We start from the raw sequence: 20,014 nt of genomic DNA, 5'->3' as shown, positions 1-20,014 counted from the left end.
TGCGCGCGAGAATCCTTCGCGAGCGAATAAACAGATCGCGATCCGTGATATGCAGGTTGACGCGAACGTCAACCTTAATGCACAAGGGCCGGTGAATGCGGGATACCGCGACTCACGGACAACGAGGAGACTATACGATGGCAGCCGCCTATATTGTTGATGCAGTGCGAACCGCCGGCGGACGCCGTGGCGGCAAGCTGGCCGGGGTTCATCCGGTCGATCTCGGCGCGGCGGTTTTCGACGCCATCGCCGACCGCAACGATTTCGACACGGCAGCGATCGACGACGTCATCACCGGCTGCGTCATGCAGGGCGGCGAGCAGACGATGGATGTCGGCCGCAATGCGGTACTCGCCTCCAAGCTGCCCGATTCGATTCCTGCCGTTTCGATCGACCGGCAGTGCGGCTCGTCGCAGCAATCGATCCAGTTCGCGGCCCAGGCCGTGATGAGCGGGACACAGGATATGGTGGTCGCGAGCGGCATCGAGAGCATGACGCGCGTGCCGATGGGCTCAACGGCGACGCTATACATGAAGGAAGGCATGGGCAATTATAAGAGCCCGCGCCTCGAAGACGCCTATCCGAAGATCATGTTCAGCCAGTTCATGGGCGCCGAAATGGTTGCGAAAAAGCATGACCTCTCCAAGGACCAGCTCGACGCATATGCGCTTGCCTCGCACGAGAAAGCCAAGGCCGCGACCGAAGCCGGCGCGTTCGATAACGAAATCGTGCCGCTCGAAATCGAGACGCCCGAGGGTCCGGAAACCCACACGGTCGATGAAGGCATCCGGTTCGATGCGACGCTGGAAGGCATTCAGGGCGTCAAGCTCATCCAGGAAGGCGGCGTCATCACGGCGGCCTCGTCGAGCCAGATCTGCGACGGCGCGTCGGCCGTGCTGGTCGTCAGCGAGCAGGCGCTGAAAGATCATGGCCTGACGCCGCGGGCGCGTATCCACAATCTCACCGTCACCGCCGGCGATCCGGTCATCATGCTCGAAGAGCCGCTCTTCGCGACGGACAAGGCGCTTGAAAAGGCCGGGCTCTCGATCGGCGATATCGACGTCTATGAGGTCAACGAAGCCTTCGCCCCGGTCCCACTCGCCTGGCTCAAGCATACGGGCGCGGACGCCGACAAGATCAACGTCCATGGCGGCGCGATCGCGCTCGGCCACCCGCTCGGCGCATCGGGCACGAAGCTGATGGCGACGCTCTTGAACGCGCTCGAACAGCGCGAGGGCAAATATGGCCTGCAGACGATGTGTGAAGGTGGCGGCCAAGCCAATGTCACGATCATCGAACGGATGAGCTAGACGCTTCGATTTCCCATAACGCCCGCCCGGGACTATCCTAGGTGGGCGTTCGTATTTTCACGTCGCGCCTTTTCGGGCGCTCCCAGAACAAGAGGATTATCATGGAACTCAATGACAGCATCTCGGCCGTCGTCACCGGCGGCGCTTCGGGCCTCGGCGCGGCCACCGCGCGCCTGCTCGCCGCGAAAGGTGTGAAGGTCGCGCTATTCGACCTGCAGGAAGAAAAGGGCAATGTCGTCGCGGACGAAATCGGCGGCGTCTTCTGCCAAGTCAACGTCACGGAAGACGAGAGCGTCGATGCCGGTTTCGCCAAGGCGCGCGAGGCGATCGGCCAGGAACGAATCCTCGTGAACTGCGCAGGTACGGGCGCGGCGATGAAGACCGCCAGCCGTTCCAAGGAAGACGGGTCGATCAAGCATTACCCCGCCGACGCCTTCAACTGGCTGATCCAGATCAACCTGGTCGGCACCTTCCGCTGCATCGCCAAATCGGCGGCCGGCATGATGACGCTCGACCCGCTGACCGAAGGCGGCGATCGCGGCACCATCGTCAACACGGCATCGGTCGCGGCCGAAGACGGGCAGATGGGCCAGGTCGCCTATTCGGCGTCCAAGGCGGGCGTCGTCGGCATGACGCTCCCCATCGCGCGCGACCTGATGAGCGAGAATATCCGGATCAACACGATCCTGCCCGGCATTTTCGACACGCCGCTGCTGATGGGCGCGCCGCAAAAGGTCCGCGATGCGCTGGCCGCCTCGGTGCCCTTCCCGAAGCGCCTGGGCAATCCGGAAGAATATGCGCATCTCGCGCTGACGATGATCGAGAATGAGTATTTCAACGGCGAAGATGTCCGCCTCGACGGCGCCATTCGCATGGCGCCGCGGTAGTAGGTTCTAAAATACGGAGTCCTCAGGTCTGGGAGCGCAGTTTGCGGGAATTCGAAACGATTGGGAGATATCATGACCATTGGTCATACGTTCTGGTGAGCGCCCCGGATCGGTTTCGCGAGATCGGCGATGATGCATTCGTAGCCGATCAGCAAAAAGAGCTAGAAGACGCTTTCGATCAACTTCGATCTGGATTTCACTTTGCAGAACGAAAGCTCAAAGATGAACGTTTGGCAGGTATCGCCGCCGAACTAATTGAAATGTCTCTGGAAGCATATCTCGCGGGAGACACGAAAACGGGTGCGCATACTCTTCAGGAGTGCGAGGGACTCATATGGCCCAGTTATCGGCAGAACGTGAAATATGCTATCGAAGCGGAGAAGCGCGCGTTCGGCGAGAATGTCGTTTACGCAGGCGTTGAGCCGTCACCATTTCCATACGAAGGTTCAGAGGCCGATCTGAATGCCGATCAGGCCGATCTGCTCGCCTTAGCGAAGAAGTGGTGCCGCTCGTATCAGGCATGGAATCAGCACTTTCAATTTTTTTCCTGGGTAGTGGATATGGAAGGTACGGTTCGTCGGACTTCGGTAGAACCGAAGAAAGACGACCACCCTGTTCTGCGGCCTCTTCAGCGTTCTTGGGGCTTCAAGCGCTTGAAGGAACTCGCAGAGAGCGGCGAAATTCGGGCCTGTGTTCTAATGGAAATCGTTAACCCTCTCGGAGATGGGTTGGTCTCCTATCACTTGGAAGCAAGGGGACAACCGCGCGTGAGCGCCATACAGCAGTTCAAATATCAGAAGCACAAATTCAGATATAAGCTTATGCGTTTCCTCAAATATCCGGATGGTGGTTTCAAATACAATGCAATGCGCTACCACATAGAAGAGCCGCAATTTTTCTCGTTAGATACGGACGCCGTATAGCTTTAGCTTGCCCACTGGCGTAGGCGCTCTTTGTCGCTTGACCTCTCCAAGTCCGGCTAGAAAGGTCGAGTTGGCACGCTTGGGTCCACCGGCCAGCTCGACGGTTTCCAGCCGGTCGATCAGCCAGTTTCACGAGAAGGCGGGCAGCGGCCCGCCTTTTCTTTTGGCGACCACAAATCCGAGCCCCAATCCGTTGTCAGAATATCGAATAGTGCTGGCCGCCGTCGATCACGATATTCTGCCCGACGATGAAGCGCGCAAGGTCGCTGCACAGAAAAACCGCCATTGGGGCGAGGTCGTCGGCCACGCCCATGAATCCAGCCGGAATCTTGTTGTGCGACGCAAAGTGCGGCTGGACGACCTCGATCTTTGGTTCGAGATCGAACGCGGCCGCATAGTCCTCCATGCTTTCCTTGAAACCTTCGGTCTGGAAAATGCCCGGCAGGAGATTGTTGATGATCACCCCATGCTGCGCGATCTCGCGTGAGACGCTGGCCGTGTAGTTGATCAGCGCGGAGCGCGCCGGCCCGGACATGAGGCGCCAGATCATCGGGTTCTTGGCGGAGAAAGTGGCGATGTTGACGATCCGCCCCCAGCCCTTGTCCTTCATCACGGGAATATAGTGCCGCATGATCTCGATCGGCCCGATCAATGTGGTTTCGATCGAAGAGCGCCACATATCGGGCGTGACCTTCAGAAAATCGCCATTGGGCGCCGGCGGCTTGATCGTGATCGAGAGGATGTCGGGATCGGGACAGGCCGCGAAGAGCGCCGCGCGCCCCTCGTCCGTCGACGAATCGGCGACAACCGGTGTCACCTTCGCCCCATATTTCTCGGATATTTCGTTTGCTGCCTTTGCCAACCGCTCTTCGCCGCGGGCGGTAATGTAGAGTTCGGTCCCGGCCTCCGCCAATCGTTCCGCCGTCGCCCGCCCCATGCCCGCGCTGCCGCCGGCCATGATCGCCTTCTTGCCTTTGATCTGAAGATCCATGTCTTTCCTCGCTATTTGTGTTCGATTTCGTTCGGCGTCGTCTTTAGCTGCCGGCGCGCATCTTGCGGGCGACGCGCTCGGCGATCATCACGCATCCGAGATAGGTGTTGCCCGACGGGATGGTCGGCATGACCGAGGCGTCAACGACCCGCAGCCCCTCCATTCCCAGCACGCGGCAATCGGCATCGAGCACCGATCCCATCGGGCAAGTGCCGGTCATATGGCCGTAGCTGATGAGTCCGCGTTCGATGGCAACGGAGACCGCGTCGGGCTTGGTCAGATCGTAAGGAATGAGCGGGGTGCAGCCGGATTCCCGAAAGGCGTCAGATCGCTCCCATGCCGCGAGCCGATCGAACGCATGACGCAGGCGTTCCATACCGTCGTCGGGCAAGGGGGGTGCGGTGACGATCGGATCGGCCTCCGGTGATTCTCCCAGCCTGACTGTGCCCTGTCCCGACGAGCGCAGCAGGAAGGCGGCCATGTTAAAGTCCGTCGGTCCGTCGGTTGCCGCGGGTGCGATCGGGAAAAGATGGTAATCCACATCCGTCCCGTTCGAGGCACCGATATACAGGGATTGCGCCGGGCCGGCCGTGCCGCCGCGCGGCCCCTCATGGCGATAGGGAACGCCCGGGCCGAGATGATCGTGCTGCGTTTCACCAACCGGGAGATCGGCGACAACGCCAATACCGTGATCGGTCAGATGGGCGGCCGGTCCGACGCCCGATCGCATCAGCAACACCGGAGACCAGAGTGCGCCGGCCGCGATCACGACCTCGCCCGCTTCGATCTGCTCCCCATTCTCCAGTATCACGCCAGCCGCGCGCCGCCCCTCGATATGCAAGCCCGTGACCTGGCTGTTCGTGCGGATCACTAGATTCTCGCGCTGCCGGACGGCAGGCGGTAGATAGGCGAGACTCGTGGTCAGGCGATTGCCGTCGGCATCGATCGTAACCGGAAAAACGCCAATGCCCGGAAGCTGGCCCGGATCATTGATATCCGCCACCGCATCGCTGCCGGCTTCGATCATGCCATCGAGGAACGCGAGCTGCGCATGGCTCATTTCGTCCCGTCGCCACCGTCGGACGGTCAGCGGCCCGGAATCGCCATGAAGGGGGGCGGCGCCGAAATCCATGTCTGTTTCGGCCGCCTTGAACGTGTCGACAACATCCTGCCAGCCCCATCCTTCCAGCCCCGATGCCGCCCAGCCGTCATAATCCTCCGGCAAGCCGCGCAAAGTGGCCAGGCCGTTTACCGCCGACGTGCCGCCGAGCATCCGCCCCTGCAAGATCGGGATCGCGTTATTGTCCGTATGCATGAGTGTCCGGGCGATGGGGCATACACCCAGCCACGCATCGGGCGCGCGTGCCGGATCGAAGACAGACGAATCATAGGCCGATTCGTCCGGACCGGCTTCGAGCAACGTGACCCAGAGGCCGTCGTCCTCACTGAGACGCGCCGCCAGCACCGATCCTGCGGTTCCGCCCCCGACTATGACGATATGGCGCCCTTTTTGTTCAGCCATTCTCTTGTCCCACACAACACGAATCAATTTAGGTAGTAAAACCTAGAAATAGGTATTATGTACTAAATTGCAACCCCGTTACGAAACCAGCCGGCAAGAGAAGTGGAAAATCGAACCGATGAGACAGCGCTCCGCCACGGCAACCCGGATATTGGATGCGAGCCGCACGATCTTTAACGCGAAAGGCTATGCCGCCACGTCGGTCACAGAGGTCGCCGCTACTCTGGGCATGTCCCAAGGGAATCTGACCTATCATTTCCCAACAAAGCGCGATCTGGCGATGGCGCTGGAAGATGATGCGTTGCAGTTGATGAAAGACCGCCGCGCGGCACTGAAACCCGGCTCCCTCGCCGACGACTATGTCGAGCATCTGCTGTTCGGGATGGAGCTAACCTGGCGCTACCGGTTCCTGATGCGCGATCGCATCCAATATGCCGGCGCCCCGATCGGTCAGCGGCCCGATTCCGAACTTGGCGCCGACTATGAAGAGCTGCTCGGGTTGCTTCGGCGGATTGACGACGAAGATCTATTCGTACGGAGGGGTGCGGAAGACATCGAAGTGCTGGCCCGATCGCTCTGGATCATCAGCCGCTACTGGATAGACCATTTGCGCGAACTGGAAGGACTGGAACAACCAAGCTGGGCCGATCAGCAACGCGGTGTGCGGCATCACTTGGCTATCTTGCTGCCTTGCCTGAAAGCATCGGCCAGACGGGAATTTGCGGCGGCACTGGAGAAGCGGCAGCTATAATAGTTGCGCCGATCGCGCCGGGCCGATTTTAGCGCGAACGGGCCGCACCGCTCAGGCTCAATCGCTCTGCACGACGGAAAGTTCGGCGGGCGTTACCACACCATTGCCGTTGCGGTCCGCCCGGTCGAAAGCGCGATCATAGGCGCCGAGGCGACGGACGGCGCTGGCGCGGCCGAGTCCGTCTTCAGCATTGGCGTCGATAAAGGTACGGAATTCAGACCGGCTGAGACGGCGGTCGCCATTCGCATCGGCTTGGCGGAAATTGGCCTGTGCCGCCTCGCGCTCGGCATCGCTTTGCGCCATCGCGTTGCTAGGCATTGCAACCGCCATCGTTGCGCCAATCAGGATCATCGCCTTCATCGTCACTACTCCTCAGCCGTCCGATATCTGAGCGGCAGCGTCTTCAACCCGCCGACAAAGGTCGAATTGGCGCGCTTGGGCTCGCCGGCCAGTTCCACTGTTTCCAGCCGGTCGAGCAGCTCATCAAACAATATCCGCATCTCCAGTCGCGCGAGATGAAGGCCCAAGCACTGATGCGCGCCGGCCCCGAAGGCGAGATGGCGGTTGGGTGACCGCGCGGCGTCGAACGTGCGGGGGTTATCGAATTGCGCGGGATCGTGATTGGCGGCGACATAGTTGATCATCAGCCAGTCGCCCTTCTTTATCGTCTGCCCGCCGACCTCGGTGTCCTCGGCGGCAGTACGCATGAAATGCTGAACCGGCGATGTCCAACGGATCGCCTCCTCGACAATGCCGGGCAGCAGGCTGCGGTCCGCCTTCACCTTCGTGAACTGTTCCGCGTCCTGCGCCAATGCCAGCATCGCCCCGGCGGTCGAGGCCGAGGTCGTATCATGTCCGGCCGAAGCGACGATGATGTAATAACCGGCCATATCGCGGTCGTTGAGCGGCTCGCCATCCACGGTCGCATTGGCGATTACGCTGGCGACATCATCGGTCGGATCGGCGCGGCGGTCGGCGGCGAGCTTCGCGAAATAGTCTTCGAACTGCTTGACCGCACCAGCGACGATCTGGGTGATCTGTTCAGGCGTCATGTCCTTCATCCCGCTGCCCGACAGATCCTCGTCCTGCCCGCCGAACATTTGTTGCGTCAGGAACAGCATCTTGGGTTCGTCCTCCTCGGGTACGCCGAGAATCTGCATTACGACATGGAGCGGATAGGGCGCGGAGACGAGCGCGACGAAATCGCTCTCGGGGCCACTCTCCACGAGCCGGTCGACCGTGCGTTTGGCCAGTGCGCGTATCTCGTCCTCGATCTTCCTGAGATTCTTCGGCATGAACCAGTCTTGGGTCAGCCGGCGATATTTCGGGTGGATCGGCGCGTCGAAGACGACCAGCGAATCGACGAGCATCTTGCTGCCGGTGACCTTCAGCGAGAATTCGATCGCATCGCGGGTCGACAGGACCACCGGCCGCGGATTGTTGAGGAAAGTCGCATTGTCCTTGCTGATCCGCATCACATCTTCGTAGCGCGTGACCAGCCAGAAAGGATCGAAGCTGTCATCGGCGGCAACGATGCGCCCGACGGGCATATTGTCGCGCAGCCAGTCGAACGTATCGAGCAGACCGTCCCATTCGGCGTAAGACTCGGGCGCGATAACCCGCCGTGCCATATCTTCCGACAGCGTCGGTACGTCTTCGGCTGTTCCTGCCATCCTCTCCTCCTCAGCCAGACTGTCAGGTAGCCCCGTCCTTTTCCCAATATTCGTCGCGCAGCAGGCGCTTGTAGAGCTTGCCTGTCGGATGTCGCGGCAATTCCTCACGGAAATCGACCTGGCGCGGCACTTTCACGCCCGAAAGATGATGCCGCATCCAGCCGATCAGCTCCTCGCCGAATTCCGGTGTCGCATCGGCCATGTCGAGCGGCTGGACGATCGCGACGACGCGCTCGCCCATATCCTCGTCGGGCGCGCCGATCACAGCCGCGTCGGCGATCCTGTCATGCGTCACGAGCAGATTCTCGATTTCCTGCGGATAGATGTTCACGCCGCCCGAAATGATCATGAAGCTCTTGCGATCGGTGAGATAGAGAAAGCCCTCCTCATCGACCCAGCCGATATCGCCGAGCGTCGTCCAGCCATGTTTGTTCGTGGCTTCGGCCGTCTTTTCCGCGTCATTATGATATTTGAACGACGACCCGCCTTCGAAATAAACGGTGCCTTCGGTGCGGGCCGGGACTTCGTCGCCATTCTCATCGCAGATCCGGATCGTACCGATCAGCGCCGTGCCGACAGACCCCTTGTGCGTCAGCCAGGTCTCGGAATCGATAAAGGTAAAGCCGTTGCCCTCGCTGCCCGCATAATATTCCTTCAGCACCGGCCCCCACCAGTCGATCATCTGCTCCTTGATCGGGACCGGGCAGGGCGCGGCGGCGTGGATCGCGCATTTGAGCGACGACACATCGTACTTTGCCCGAGTTTCCTCGGTCAGTTTGAGCATGCGGACGAAATGGGTCGGCACCCATTGGCTGACATCCGCCTTGTATTGCTCGATCAGCGCCAGCGACTGTTCGGCGTCGAATTTCTCCATCACGACCACCGTGCCGCCCATCTTGTGGACAGTCAGACACCAGCGCAGCGGCGCAGCGTGATAGAGCGGTGCGGGTGACAGATATGTGCTGTCCGGCGTGAAACCGAAGGCGGTGCCGGCCAGCATGATGAGCGGATTGCCCTGATCGATGCGCGGGTCTTCGGGCAGCGGCAGCTTGATGCCCTTGGGCCGTCCGGTCGTGCCTGAGCTATAGAGCATATCGACCCCGGCCCGCTGATCGTCGACCGGCGTTTCGGGCATATCGGCGACCGCTTCATCGAGATTGGCATATCCCTTGCGCGCCGCATCGACCGTGAACCGTTCGAGCGGCGGCCCGAAATCGGCCAGTTCGTTCAAATGATCGCCAAGATAATCGGAAGCGAACAGCGCCTTCGCGCCGCTATCTTCGAGGATATAGGCAATCTCCGGTGCCGTCAGGCGGCAGGAGATCGGCACGAAGACATGACCGGCGCGAAAGGCCGCCCAGGCGATGTCGAAAAAGCGCGCGCGATTGTCCATGCAAACCGCGACCGGATCGCCATGGCCGAGCCCGAGTTTGCGGAACAGATGCGCGATCTGGTTCGATCTCTTGTCGAGCTCGGCATAGCTGACCGTTTCGCCGGTCGATCCCATGATGATCGCGAGCTTATCGGGATTGGACTCGGCATGGATATAGGGGTGCATATTGGGCCTCTCCGATTCTATTTTCCCAATGGGTTACGCGAACGGAAAGCGGAAATCGAGGGGGCCGTAGCGTCTTTCGGCGGACCGTATACGGTCTCTGCACCTAGAAGAAGGCGAAGCGCAGCCCGGCCCAGAAGGTTTGCGGCGTGGCGCGTTCGATCAGGCCCGTTCCGGAAATCCCGGCTTCGACGCGCGCATCGAAGATATTCTCGGCCCGCACCTCGATCTTCAGCGGGCCGTAGAGCGGGATCAGCGCCCGCGCACCGACCGTCAGCGCATCGTCGAGCCTCCGCAGGTTCTGATCGTCCTCGAACCGGCTACCGATATAGCGCAGCGTAATCGCCGCCTCGCCGCCCATCGGGCGGATATAAGCGAGCGTCGCGGCCGCGCTATGCCGGGCGACCTGGGGCGGGCGCAACCCATCGAGCGCAACCGCCACTCCTGTCGCGTCTACCGACGCATCAGTGAAGGCATAAGACAGCGCGACGCTCCATTCGGCGAACTGCGCGCGTGCGTCGAGCTCGACACCCGCCGCTTCGATGGCGTCGAGATTCTGCCGTTGCCGCGCCAGACCGCCGCCCGGCACAAAACCGATGCCGGGGAAGAAGCCGGGGCCCTGCCCGACCGTGACGTTCGCGATCGCGTCTTCGAGGCGGTTGTAGAAGACCGTGCCGCTGAGCCGCAGGAAGGACGCCGGCGTATAGTCCGCGCCAATCTCGACACCATCCAGGCTTTCGGGGCGCAGCAGTGCGTTCGCCCCCGTCACGTCATTACCGACGCGGAAAGGCCGGAAGAGTTCGTTCAGCGTCGGCAGACGCCAGCCGGTATAGGCGGCCGTGCGGATCGTAATCGGATTATCGGGCTCCCAGGCGATGCCGGCACGGCCTGTTACCCGCCAGTCGCCGCGATCCGCAAACAGGGTCTGATCGTTCAGCGGTCCGCCAAGATCGCCCTGACGGAAGAAGCCGTTCTCGATCCACCAGCGATCGATACGCCCGCTGCCGGTAAGTGTCAGTCCCGGTGCAGCGCGTGCCGTAATCTCCGCGAAACCGCCGACCGTGCGCGTGACGCCGCCCGCTTCGCGTTCGCGTGTCGGCGCGCCACCGACGAAGAAGAAACGCTCGCGCGTCCGTCCTTCAGTTTCGCGATAGTCACCGCCCAGCCGCAGCTCGACCGCATCGCCGGGCAATGCCGGCCGGATTTCGAACCGCCCACCATAGCCGGTGGAGGGGACGCTGAACTGGTCGAGCACCTGATCGGCCGTCGTGCGCGCCGCATCGACGCGGGCGAAGCTGCTGCGGAAACCGCGATCCTGATAGTAGAACAGCGCCTCCCACTGCCACGCGCCACGGCCGACAAGCCGCACGCTACCGTCGATGCCGCGCGTCCGGTTACCGCTGAACGGAAAACCGCGATTGCGCTCGTCATGGAAGAAACGGCCAGCGACCTGGATTTCGGTATTGCCGATCGGCGCGGCATAGCGAAGCGCACCGCCATATTGCTCATAAGCCGCTGGCTCGTCGATCGAGCCCTGTTGGTCGGAAACGATGGGGATGAAGCCGTCGCCCTCCGCATAATAGCCGGACACGTCGATCAGCGTATTTTCGCTCGGCGGCAGCATCACGCCGAAGCTCATCTCCATCGCGTCGCGGCTGCCATAGGACAGGCTGGCGCGCGCGGGCTGGAAATTCTCGGTCGACAGGCTTTCCATCTCGATCGTGCCGGCGAGCGCGCCGGGCCCGAACACGCCACTCCCACCGCCGCGCGAGACGCGCACGCGCCCGATCGTGTCTGTGTCGAAGGCCGGCCAGCTGACCCAGCCGCCGAACGGATCGCTTTGCGGCACACCATCGAGGATCAGCAGCGCGCGGCTCGACGCATTGCCGCCGAGCCCGCGCAATGTCGCGCCCTGGCTGGTCGGATTAGCTGAGCGCGAATCCGATGCCCGGAAAAGCTGAAAACCGGCGATTTGGCCGAGGATATTTTCGAGCCGGCCGCTTGGTTCGCGCGCCAAATCCTCCACGTCGATCGTCACGACATTATAGGCGACCTCGCCGACCGGATCGTCCAGACCAGCGGCCGTCACGATGATCGGATCGCCCTGCGCGATGGCGGGCGACGCGGCTGTAGCAAGGAGAATAGCGGCGAATTTGCGCATAAGGATCACTCGAACTCGGGCGGTTCGGACGGGCCTAGCCGATTTTGTCGGGATGCGCAGCCTGAAACGCATCGAGCGCATTCGCCTTGGCGTCATAGGCGACCAGTGTCGGATAAGCGTCCAGCGCTATCTCAAAACGCCGGGCGTTATATATTTGCGGCACGAGGCAGAGATCGGCGAGGCCGGGCAGATCGCCGGACAGATACTCGCCGCCATGGCGGAGCGCGAGCTGTTCCAGCGCTTCAAACCCTTCATGCACCCAATGCGCATACCATCGCGCCCTGCTCTCCTTGTCATGACCGAGAACGTCGGTGACGTAATTCAGTACACGCAGATTGTTCAGCGGATGAATATCGCTCGCCACGACCTGCGCCATCGAGCGGACATGCGCGGCGGCAATCGGATCAGCGGGCGCAAGCGGCGGATCGGGATAGACGCCGTTCAGATAGTTGACGATGCTCAGCGACTGGGTGAGCTGCGCCCCGTTGATCTCAAGGAGCGGCACGAGGCCCTGCGGATTGCGGGCGCGATATTCGTCGCTCTTCTGACGGCCATCGAGCAGGTTGATGTCCACGCGCTCATAGTCGAGGCCCTTAAGATTGAGCGCGATGCGGACGCGATAGCTCGCTGACGATCGATAGTAATCGTAGAGCCGGATCATGAGGCGCGCCTGACAGGTCTGCGCTGCGCCAGCTCCTCGCGGATTTCCGCGCCATGCTCGTCAAGCCGCGGGGCATAGCCGAGTTCGGCGTCCGGCCGTGCGCCGAAGCGCACCGGCGGCTGCATCTCGATATAGCCGCCTTCGCTCGGATGTTCACGGCGCTTGAAAAAGCCCGTCGCTTTCAGATGGGGATCGTCGAAAATATCGGCGACATCGCGACACGGCATGCACGGGATGCGCACTTCGTTGAGCAGCCGCGTCCATTCCGCACTGGTCTTTGCCGGCGTGAGCTCGGCGATGCGCGTGAAAATATCCGGCTGATTGCGGAACCTGCCGAGCGGCGTGTCATAGGGTTCTTTCTCGACGAATTCAGGATCGCCAAGCACGGTCAGCAGCTTACCCCAATCCGCGTCGGTATAAGGCACGATCGCGACATGACCGTCGGCGGTCGGGAAAGGCTGGCGTGTCGGTTCAGCCTGGCGCTTATAGACGATGCTCTCGACGGGCGGATCGAAGGTCGCGCCATAGAGATGCTCTTCTAACGAAAAATGCGTGAAGCTTTCGAACATCGGCACTTCGACGAACTGCCCCTCGCCCGTGCGCAGCTTGTGGATGACGGCCGTCAGCGTCGCATAGGCGGCATGCAGGCCAGACACCTTGTCGGCAATCGCCGCCGGCACGAAGCGCGGCGCGGGATTTTTGTCCGCGCGCGGCAACATGGACGTCATCCCGCTCGCCGCCTGGATCACATCGTCATAGGCCTGGAGCGGCGCATAGGGCCCGTCCGAGCCGAACCCCGTGCAGTGGACATAGGCGATATCGGGCGCGAATTCGCGAACAGCCTCATAGCCGAAGCCCAGCTTTTCGATCGCATGCGCCCGGACATTGTGGATGAACACGTCGGCGGTAGAGAGCAGCTCCCGCATGACGGCACGGTCGTCGTCATTCTTCAGGTCGAGCGCGATCGAACGCTTGCCGCGATTGAGCGTCATATGGCACGCGCCCATACCGCGATTATTGGCGGGCTTACCGGCGGACCGGAACTGATCGCCGGTCGGCGGTTCCACCTTGATCACATCGGCACCGCAATCGGCGAGTGTCTGCGTCGCATAGGGCCCGAAAATCACGCTCGTCATATCGACGACGCGGATGCCTTCGAGCAGCTTGGGATCGGTCATGAGCGGCTCCTTCAGAGCTTGCATATCGAAGCGAAACGCAATTCGCCATGGCCTTGATGGACCGCGCGGATGAAGCGAGAGATCACCGTAACTGGTCTAGTTTATGATTTCTTAACTATAGGTATAAATCGATGGTCAATAAAATCCGCCCCTGGGCAAGTAATCTTTATATTCTTCAAATAATAATCCTGTTTGTTGGAACTTTTCTGCTATATGTGTGTTTAGCGTTTTGGAGATAGTCATCAGGGGAAGATCATGTTGGGCGATACGGGTTTGACCGAGTTCACGACGATTTCGCTGTCCGAGCAGCCGCCGCTATCGCCTGACCGGCGCTCCGGCCAGCGCTATATGAGCGTCTTGCAGGCCGGCAAAATCATGACGGACACGGTGGAGGAATTGTGCCTGATCCGGAACATTTCGAGCCGCGGCGTCATGACCGAGGTTTTCGCGCCCATCGCAATCGACACTCCCGTCCAGATCGAGTTCAAGGCTGGCGCCCAGGCGCGCGGGATCGTGCGCTGGATCAAGGATGGCCGCGCCGGAATCGAATTCGACACACCGATCGACGTGCACGAAGTGCTCGCGCCGCATAGCGGACGCATGGCGCCGCGCGCGCCGCGCCTCAGCATAGACGGTATGGCCAAGGTTACGATCGGCGATACGCATGAGCGGCTGCAGGTGTTGGATATATCTCAGGGCGGCGTCAAAGTCGCCGCCGGCATGTTCCTCGAGGCTGGAGTCGACGCGGTGGTCGAAATCGAAGGCCTCCCCGTCCGCGCCAGTGTCGTGCGATGGGTCAGTGATCATCATGCCGGTATTTCATTCAACCGTATCATGCCGCTCGATCAGGTCGCCTATTGGGCGGCCCAGCAAGGCTGCGAACATGCTGCAGATGCACCGGCAGCGAAGGATGTCGCCATCCGGCATTGATTCACGCGCGACGGTCTGCGTCGCCTTTACAGATCAGACCGAGCGCCATCGGCCGGCCAGATTATTTCCGGATCGCCCGGCGCCCAAGGCTGAAATTTCCCCATCGCGGATTTGAACAGCGCAGAACCGATATGCGCGTCCAGCCAGTTGCGTAGCGCGGCCCAGGGCTGCGCATCGAACCATGTACTGTCGGTCGCGGCGAACTGGCGAATGAAGGGAAACAGCGCGATATCGGCAAAAGACCTGGCGTCGCCAAGCAACTGCGCCCTGGCCTGTAGCCGCTCCTCAAGCGCGTTCAACAGGGCCGACGCGGCAGCCCGATGTTCGACCGGGTCGCTGTCGTAGCGTGTCGCATATTTATAGCGATCGAGATGATGCTTGAATGGGCCATCATTCGTCTCGACCAGCCCCGTGCATTCCGAAACGTCCGGCTCCAGCCAGCCTTCCGGATCGCTTTGCGCGAGCGCCCAGCGCATAACGTCGAGACTCTCGTCGATGACTGCACCGTCTGCCAACACCAGCACCGGCACGGTTCCCTTGGGCGAGGCGGCGATCATGGCTTCCGGCTTGTCGCGCAACAGCACCTCGCGCAGCATGCAGCGCTGCCCGGAGACGAGCAGCGCCATCCGCGCCCGCATCGCATAGGGGCAGCGACGGAAGCTGTAGAGAATGGGCCAGTCAGTCATGGTCCGGTAGCTCCGCGCCGACATGGGGCACGCCCCGCGCCGCCGCCAGCTCGCTCTGGCGCTGCCGCTCCGCATAGCCGCGCCGCTGTTCGGCGGTTCGGCTGGCATAACAGGCCGGGCAACTGACCCCTTCGACATAATAGGGAGAGGCCCGATCCGCAGCGCTCACAGGCATGCGGCATGCGCGACATAATGTATGGCTCCCGCGTTCGAGACCGTGTGTCACGCTCACGCGCTCGTCGAACACGAAACATTCGCCATTCCAGCGGCTTTCCTCGGGTGCGACGGTCTCCAGATATTTGAGGATGCCGCCTTGCAGATGATAGACGGCATCGAGCCCTTCGGCCTTGAGCAGCGCCGTCGCCTTTTCGCAGCGTATGCCGCCGGTGCAGAACATCGCGATCTTCGGATTGTCTCGCCCCGCCAGAAGAGCTTCCCGATTGTCGCGAAACCAGGCGGGGAAATCCCGAAAGCTCGGCGTTTTCGGATCGATCGCATTCTCGAACGTGCCGACCGCCACCTCATAATCGTTGCGTGTATCGATCAGGATCGTATCCGGGTCGGCGATCAGCGCATTCCAATCCGCCGGCGCGACATAGTCGCCGACGTTGCCGACGGGGTCGATATCGGGTTCGCCCATCGTCACGATTTCGCGCTTCAACCGGACCTTCATCCGGTAGAAGGGCATTTCCGAGGCGGCGGAGAATTTGACTTCGATATCGGTGCAGCCGGGCAGCGCGCGGATATGATCGAGCACAGCATCGATGCCGGAATTGGAACCGGCAATCGTGCCATTGATCCCCTCCGGCGCGAGCAGGATCGTGCCCTTTATGCCGTGCGCGTTGCACACGGACAGCAAGTCCGCGCGGATCACGTCGCGATCCTCGAGCGGTGTAAAGCGATATAGCGCGGCGACGCGGATCTTGTGTCCGGTTTCGGTCATCCCGCCATCAACAGCGGGATCGCGCCCGGGACGCAAGGATTTTCCGCCGAGCGGCTCTAGGCAGCGACCAGCATCGCGTTGACTTCGTCCTTCAGTTCGAGGCGGCGCTTGCGCAGTTCGGTCGTGCGCTCGTCAGTCGCTGGCTCCACTTCGGTTTCGATCCGGTGAATCTCGCGATTGACCTTGTGATACTCCTCTGCGATCCGCGCAAAATGCGCGTTCGACATTTTCAGATCGTGCAGCTTGTCGACATGCTCCGGAAATTCGTCGGCCAGTTCGTGAGGGGTGTGCGACATCGATAAACTCTCCTGCTGTATTCGGGCTCGCGCCCTTTCGATTCGGCGATTATCCTACAGCGCCATGCACCACACAATTTGATCTGGCGCAAAGCTAAACGCGCATTAGAGCGGCTCCATCAGATAGCAGAGGCAGTCCTGACGGATCACAGTGCGATCCTGCGTTACCATCGCCGGCGTTGCCGGGCAGCGAAGGCGGATCGTATCGCCGTCCCGCCGAAAGAATTGCGCGGTCAGATCATTGCCATGTTCGTCAACGACCCGCAGCGGCGAGACCGGATGGTGCACGTTTGCCCATGGCGTATCGGCCGGCAGATCGGTGAAATTGAGGCGTTCGAGATCGGACCGCAGGTTCAGCGGCATAGTGTCCCCGCCAAAGGCGAAATCGCATTCCGGATCGATCAGCACCGACCCGAGCGTATGATAGAGGCGCACCGTATCGGCCGATGGCGGTGCATCGGGAAAGCGATCAAGACGCATTGTGCGTTCGACAAAATCGATCGCGCGCGCAATTCCGGCTTCGTCCCCGCTGCGGCCGCATTCGACAGTGACCGCCGGACAGAAGCTTGAAAAGGCGATCGACTGGGTCGTGGCCGGGTTCCGGTAATAGACGCCGAGCGGCGCGAACATCGCGGCGAGGTTGAGATCGGCCGGCCGCAGGGCGTTGACGCAACCATAATGCGGATTGGTGCCGCTGTTATTGTGAATATCGATGCTGGCGAACGGACATTCGGCGCGCGCGATTTCGGCGACGTCATGGACGAGGCGATGATAGGGACTATGGCCGTCCGCCCAGATCCGGTTGAAATCCTGCTGCCCCGGCAGGTAGCGGACGCCGGCAGCCGTCGCCTCCACATTGCCGACAAAAACGCTCAGGTTTCGCGGCGGCGGCCGATCGCGATATTTCGCCGCCAGCGCGCGCAGAACGTAGAAGCTCGTTGTCTCATTGCCATGCAGAAGCGTCGTGACCCAAAGCGGCGGGCCGGCTTCACCGGCCAGGGTAATAAGTGTGGGGTTGGGGAAGACGCCGAGGATGTCGCACGGCTCCGCGCCCAGCAGTTTATCGGGAAAATGGTCGAGCCGGTCCAGTTTCAGCGGCTCGGCCGCGCGCGTCATATCTGCCATTGATGCACGGGTTCTCCGCTCGCCTGCATTTCGACATAGCGCTCGGTCAGCGCCTGGAAGTTACGGCCATTGGCGCGGTAGTAGCGCCGCTGCCATTCCGCCCCGGTTTGGCCGGATGCGATGCGTTCGACCAGAACATCGTCGAAATAATGATCGAGACTCGCCGGGTCGAGCCCTTCCGCGGCGAGCGCTGCCTTGGCCGCGGGCAGCAACTCGTCAAGCAACAGCGCGCGCACATCGGTGTCGCGCCCTGCCCAACGCACGCGCGCCGCCAGTCCGTTTTGCGCACAGGCATAGAAATTGGTGCGCGCATCTTCGAACGGCGTTTCTATTTCCGGCGGCGTATCTGCGCGCCCCAGCGCCAGAGCCAGGCCATAATAGAGCGCCAGATTGGCCACCATATCTGTCACAGTCGGGCCGGACGGCATGACCCGCTGCTCGACGCGCAGATGCGGATTTCCATCGCCATCGAACCCGATAATCGGCCGGTTCCAGCGCCAGATCGTGCCATTCTGCAGCCGGACATGCGGCAGGTCACCGGTGTCATCGCGCAGCATCGGCAGCAACACCGGATAGCTCAGATTCTCGAGAAAGAGTTCGAGCAGCGAGTGGCGCAGATAGCCCGTCCCCAACGTAACCCGCAGCACATCGCGCCCTTCGCGATCGCGAAACCCATGCACCCGGGTCGATTGTTCGAAGGCCGGTATCCGCGTCTCCGCCCAGAGCGAATTGCCATAGAGGAAGGGCGAATTGGCGCTCGCCGCGACAAGCGGCGCGGAGGCTATGGTCGACGCATTGTAGAAGCGGGCGGCATCATCCTGATTGATCTTGAGATGCGCCTGGAGCGACGTACAGGACGCTTCGAGCATGATGTGATCGCAGCGATAGTCGAGCCTGTCCTCGCCCTCGATGCAGATATGGATCGGCTCAGATTCTCGCGCCCTGAGCAATGAATTGTTCAGCGCCGCATAGCGGTTGGCGCTCGCCATCCAGGCTGGCTGCAGCATCTCGTCGCGTACCGTCGGCAGCATGCCGGTGGTCAGCGGCTTCAGATTGAGCGTGTCACCGGCACGCTTGCAGCGGCTCCAGAGTGCATCGATTTCGCGATGGGTGGCGCCCAGGCAATCGCCGTGCAGGGACTGCGGATCGGCATTCAGTTCGAAGTTGAATTTCGACAGCTCGGGCACGACGCGCTCGTCATTGGCCGTAGCGATGAACTCGTCGGCATGCGGGGCGGGCAGGCAATTCTCATCGACCAGCCAGGCCTCGATCTCGAGCCCGACCGTGAAACGATCCGCCTCGTCAAACCGCCGGTCGTCAAACCAGTTTTTGAGCGTCTTCGTCTCATCGCGCAGGCGCGCGCGAAAGGCATCATAGTCAGATTCACCGAAGACGGTTTTCCCGATATCTTCGCCCATGCCGGATCCTCCATACCGTTCGCGCGGATCGTTTGCGTCGATCTCCGCCCCGTATTTTAATAGCATGGGGCATAGCATTGGAAAGGTTTGGCGATTTGATCGGCGTCAAATGCGAAAAAGCCCGGCGGATGAGGGCCGGGCTATCGATCATCGATCGGTATGGTTGGTTGCGGGGGTTGGATTTGAACCAACGACCTTCAGGTTATGAGCCTGACGAGCTACCGGGCTGCTCCACCCCGCGCCAACTGTGCCGGTCCAGTATCGCTATGATCCGGACCGCAGGTCCGCAAGGCCGAACGGCCGTCGCGCCTTATTGGCGCGGTAGCCAAGCGGATGGATATCCGCGCCGGCGCCTGAGGCCCTCAAAAGACAATCGCAAATGGGTTTCCCTGTTCGTTTCCACGCCGGCTGCAAAGCCTGGCGGCGACCTACTCTTCCGCGTCTTAAGACGAAGTACCATCGGCGCAATCAGGTTTCACGGCCGAGTTCGGGATGGGATCGGGTGGGTCACTGACGCCATAGCCACCAAGCTATGGAGCCGGCGTGAAAAAGGGGAAGAAATCGATGCCCGTCATGGGCTGTGACTAAAGATCATCCACAAATCGCGGACAATGCACCGCGCTAATGCACGGCATTGTCGTTGATGGCGGGACTCTCGAAAGTGTAAAAAGAGCTATTAGTACCGGTAAGCTTCACGCATTACTGCGCTTCCACACCCGGCCTATCAACGTAGTGGTCTTCTACGGCTCGGAGATATCTTATCTTGAGGGAGGCTTCCCGCTTAGATGCTTTCAGCGGTTATCCCGTCCATGCATAGCTACCCTGCTGCACCGCTGGCGCGATGACAGGTCCACCAGAGGCATGTTCACCCCGGTCCTCTCGTACTAGGGGCAACTCCTCTCAAATATCGACGCCCACGGCAGATAGGGACCAAACTGTCTCGCGACGTTCTGAACCCAGCTCACGTACCACTTTAATTGGCGAACAGCCAAACCCTTGGGACC

At 61.2% G+C, this 20,014-nt stretch carries 18 protein-coding genes, 1 tRNA gene and 2 rRNA genes; 5 read left to right on the top strand and 16 right to left on the bottom strand.

Features of this window, described 5'->3' with window-relative positions:
- The first annotated feature begins 137 nt into the window (after positions 1–137).
- The 3 genes from Q0974_RS05995 to Q0974_RS05985 all read left to right on the top strand — a co-directional run bounded on the left by Q0974_RS05995 (position 138) and on the right by Q0974_RS05985 (position 3,120).
- Positions 138–1,310: an acetyl-CoA C-acetyltransferase gene (locus Q0974_RS05995; RefSeq protein ID WP_299323795.1), complete on the top strand. Its 1,173-nt coding sequence runs from the start codon at positions 138–140 to the stop codon at positions 1,308–1,310.
- Between the two features lie 101 nt (positions 1,311–1,411).
- Positions 1,412–2,197: an SDR family NAD(P)-dependent oxidoreductase gene (locus tag Q0974_RS05990; RefSeq protein ID WP_299323793.1), complete on the top strand. Its 786-nt coding sequence runs from the start codon at positions 1,412–1,414 to the stop codon at positions 2,195–2,197.
- Positions 2,198–2,238: 41 nt separating this feature from the next.
- On the top strand, positions 2,239–3,120 hold the full coding sequence (locus tag Q0974_RS05985) for a hypothetical protein (RefSeq protein WP_299323790.1): 882 nt from the start codon (positions 2,239–2,241) through the stop codon (positions 3,118–3,120).
- Between the two features lie 196 nt (positions 3,121–3,316).
- On the opposite strand, the gene Q0974_RS05980 is transcribed toward Q0974_RS05985, so the two are convergent.
- Both Q0974_RS05980 and Q0974_RS05975 read right to left on the bottom strand, forming a co-directional pair.
- Complete coding sequence (locus tag Q0974_RS05980; protein WP_299323788.1) at positions 3,317–4,111, bottom strand: SDR family oxidoreductase; 795 nt, start codon at positions 4,109–4,111, stop codon at positions 3,317–3,319.
- 43 nt (positions 4,112–4,154) lie between these two features.
- Positions 4,155–5,633 (bottom strand): GMC family oxidoreductase N-terminal domain-containing protein, encoded by a 1,479-nt coding sequence (locus Q0974_RS05975; RefSeq protein WP_299323785.1) that lies wholly within the window; start codon positions 5,631–5,633, stop codon positions 4,155–4,157.
- Positions 5,634–5,751: 118 nt separating this feature from the next.
- Between Q0974_RS05975 and Q0974_RS05970 the strand changes: the two genes are divergently transcribed.
- The gene (locus Q0974_RS05970; RefSeq protein WP_299323783.1) at positions 5,752–6,384 is read left to right on the top strand and encodes a TetR/AcrR family transcriptional regulator; all 633 of its coding nucleotides are present in this window, start codon (positions 5,752–5,754) and stop codon (positions 6,382–6,384) included.
- 57 nt (positions 6,385–6,441) lie between these two features.
- Here the strand turns inward: Q0974_RS05970 and Q0974_RS05965 are convergent, their stop codons facing one another.
- The 6 genes from Q0974_RS05965 to Q0974_RS05940 form a co-directional block, all read right to left on the bottom strand.
- A complete protein-coding gene (locus tag Q0974_RS05965) occupies positions 6,442–6,744 on the bottom strand; it encodes an EF-hand domain-containing protein (RefSeq protein ID WP_299323779.1) in 303 nt (100 codons plus the stop codon).
- A 5-nt stretch (positions 6,745–6,749) separates the two neighbouring features.
- The gene (locus Q0974_RS05960; protein WP_299323777.1) at positions 6,750–8,057 is read right to left on the bottom strand and encodes a cytochrome P450; all 1,308 of its coding nucleotides are present in this window, start codon (positions 8,055–8,057) and stop codon (positions 6,750–6,752) included.
- A gap of 22 nt (positions 8,058–8,079) precedes the next feature.
- Positions 8,080–9,615, bottom strand: coding sequence for an acyl-CoA synthetase (locus Q0974_RS05955; RefSeq protein ID WP_299323775.1), 1,536 nt, complete (start codon positions 9,613–9,615; stop codon positions 8,080–8,082).
- A gap of 103 nt (positions 9,616–9,718) precedes the next feature.
- Positions 9,719–11,773 (bottom strand): TonB-dependent receptor, encoded by a 2,055-nt coding sequence (locus tag Q0974_RS05950; protein WP_299323772.1) that lies wholly within the window; start codon positions 11,771–11,773, stop codon positions 9,719–9,721.
- 34 nt (positions 11,774–11,807) lie between these two features.
- On the bottom strand, positions 11,808–12,434 hold the full coding sequence (gene maiA, locus Q0974_RS05945; RefSeq protein ID WP_299323769.1) for a maleylacetoacetate isomerase: 627 nt from the start codon (positions 12,432–12,434) through the stop codon (positions 11,808–11,810).
- Positions 12,431–13,612: a CoA transferase gene (locus Q0974_RS05940; protein WP_299323767.1), complete on the bottom strand. Its 1,182-nt coding sequence runs from the start codon at positions 13,610–13,612 to the stop codon at positions 12,431–12,433. The genes maiA and Q0974_RS05940 overlap by 4 nt, the downstream gene beginning before the upstream one ends.
- Before the next feature lie 255 nt (positions 13,613–13,867).
- Between Q0974_RS05940 and Q0974_RS05935 the strand changes: the two genes are divergently transcribed.
- Positions 13,868–14,542 carry a PilZ domain-containing protein gene (locus tag Q0974_RS05935; protein WP_299323765.1) on the top strand — a complete coding sequence of 225 codons (675 nt, stop codon included), beginning with the start codon at positions 13,868–13,870 and terminating at the stop codon, positions 14,540–14,542.
- A gap of 26 nt (positions 14,543–14,568) precedes the next feature.
- On the opposite strand, the gene Q0974_RS05930 is transcribed toward Q0974_RS05935, so the two are convergent.
- The 8 genes from Q0974_RS05930 to Q0974_RS05895 all read right to left on the bottom strand — a co-directional run.
- Positions 14,569–15,228, bottom strand: a complete 660-nt coding sequence (locus Q0974_RS05930) for a glutathione S-transferase (RefSeq protein ID WP_299323763.1) — start codon at positions 15,226–15,228, stop codon at positions 14,569–14,571.
- Entirely contained in the window at positions 15,221–16,171 is a 951-nt protein-coding gene (locus tag Q0974_RS05925) for a rhodanese-related sulfurtransferase (protein WP_299323761.1), read from the bottom strand. The genes Q0974_RS05930 and Q0974_RS05925 overlap by 8 nt, the downstream gene beginning before the upstream one ends.
- A 56-nt stretch (positions 16,172–16,227) precedes the next feature.
- On the bottom strand, positions 16,228–16,467 hold the full coding sequence (locus Q0974_RS05920) for a DUF465 domain-containing protein (protein ID WP_299323758.1): 240 nt from the start codon (positions 16,465–16,467) through the stop codon (positions 16,228–16,230).
- Between the two features lie 105 nt (positions 16,468–16,572).
- Complete coding sequence (locus Q0974_RS05915; RefSeq protein WP_299323756.1) at positions 16,573–17,592, bottom strand: M14 family metallopeptidase; 1,020 nt, start codon at positions 17,590–17,592, stop codon at positions 16,573–16,575.
- Complete coding sequence (locus Q0974_RS05910; RefSeq protein ID WP_299323753.1) at positions 17,580–19,010, bottom strand: hypothetical protein; 1,431 nt, start codon at positions 19,008–19,010, stop codon at positions 17,580–17,582. The genes Q0974_RS05915 and Q0974_RS05910 overlap by 13 nt, the downstream gene beginning before the upstream one ends.
- A 164-nt stretch (positions 19,011–19,174) precedes the next feature.
- Positions 19,175–19,251, bottom strand: a tRNA-Met gene (locus Q0974_RS05905).
- Positions 19,252–19,425: 174 nt separating this feature from the next.
- A 5S ribosomal RNA gene (gene rrf / locus Q0974_RS05900) occupies positions 19,426–19,540 on the bottom strand.
- 125 nt (positions 19,541–19,665) lie between these two features.
- Positions 19,666–20,014, bottom strand: a 23S ribosomal RNA gene (locus Q0974_RS05895); the annotation flags it as partial.

Origin of the sequence: Parasphingopyxis sp. (genome assembly GCF_028279465.1) — a bacterium.
Taxonomy (GTDB): Bacteria; Pseudomonadota; Alphaproteobacteria; order Sphingomonadales; family Sphingomonadaceae; genus Parasphingopyxis.
This window is presented reverse-complemented; position numbering and strand designations above follow the sequence as displayed.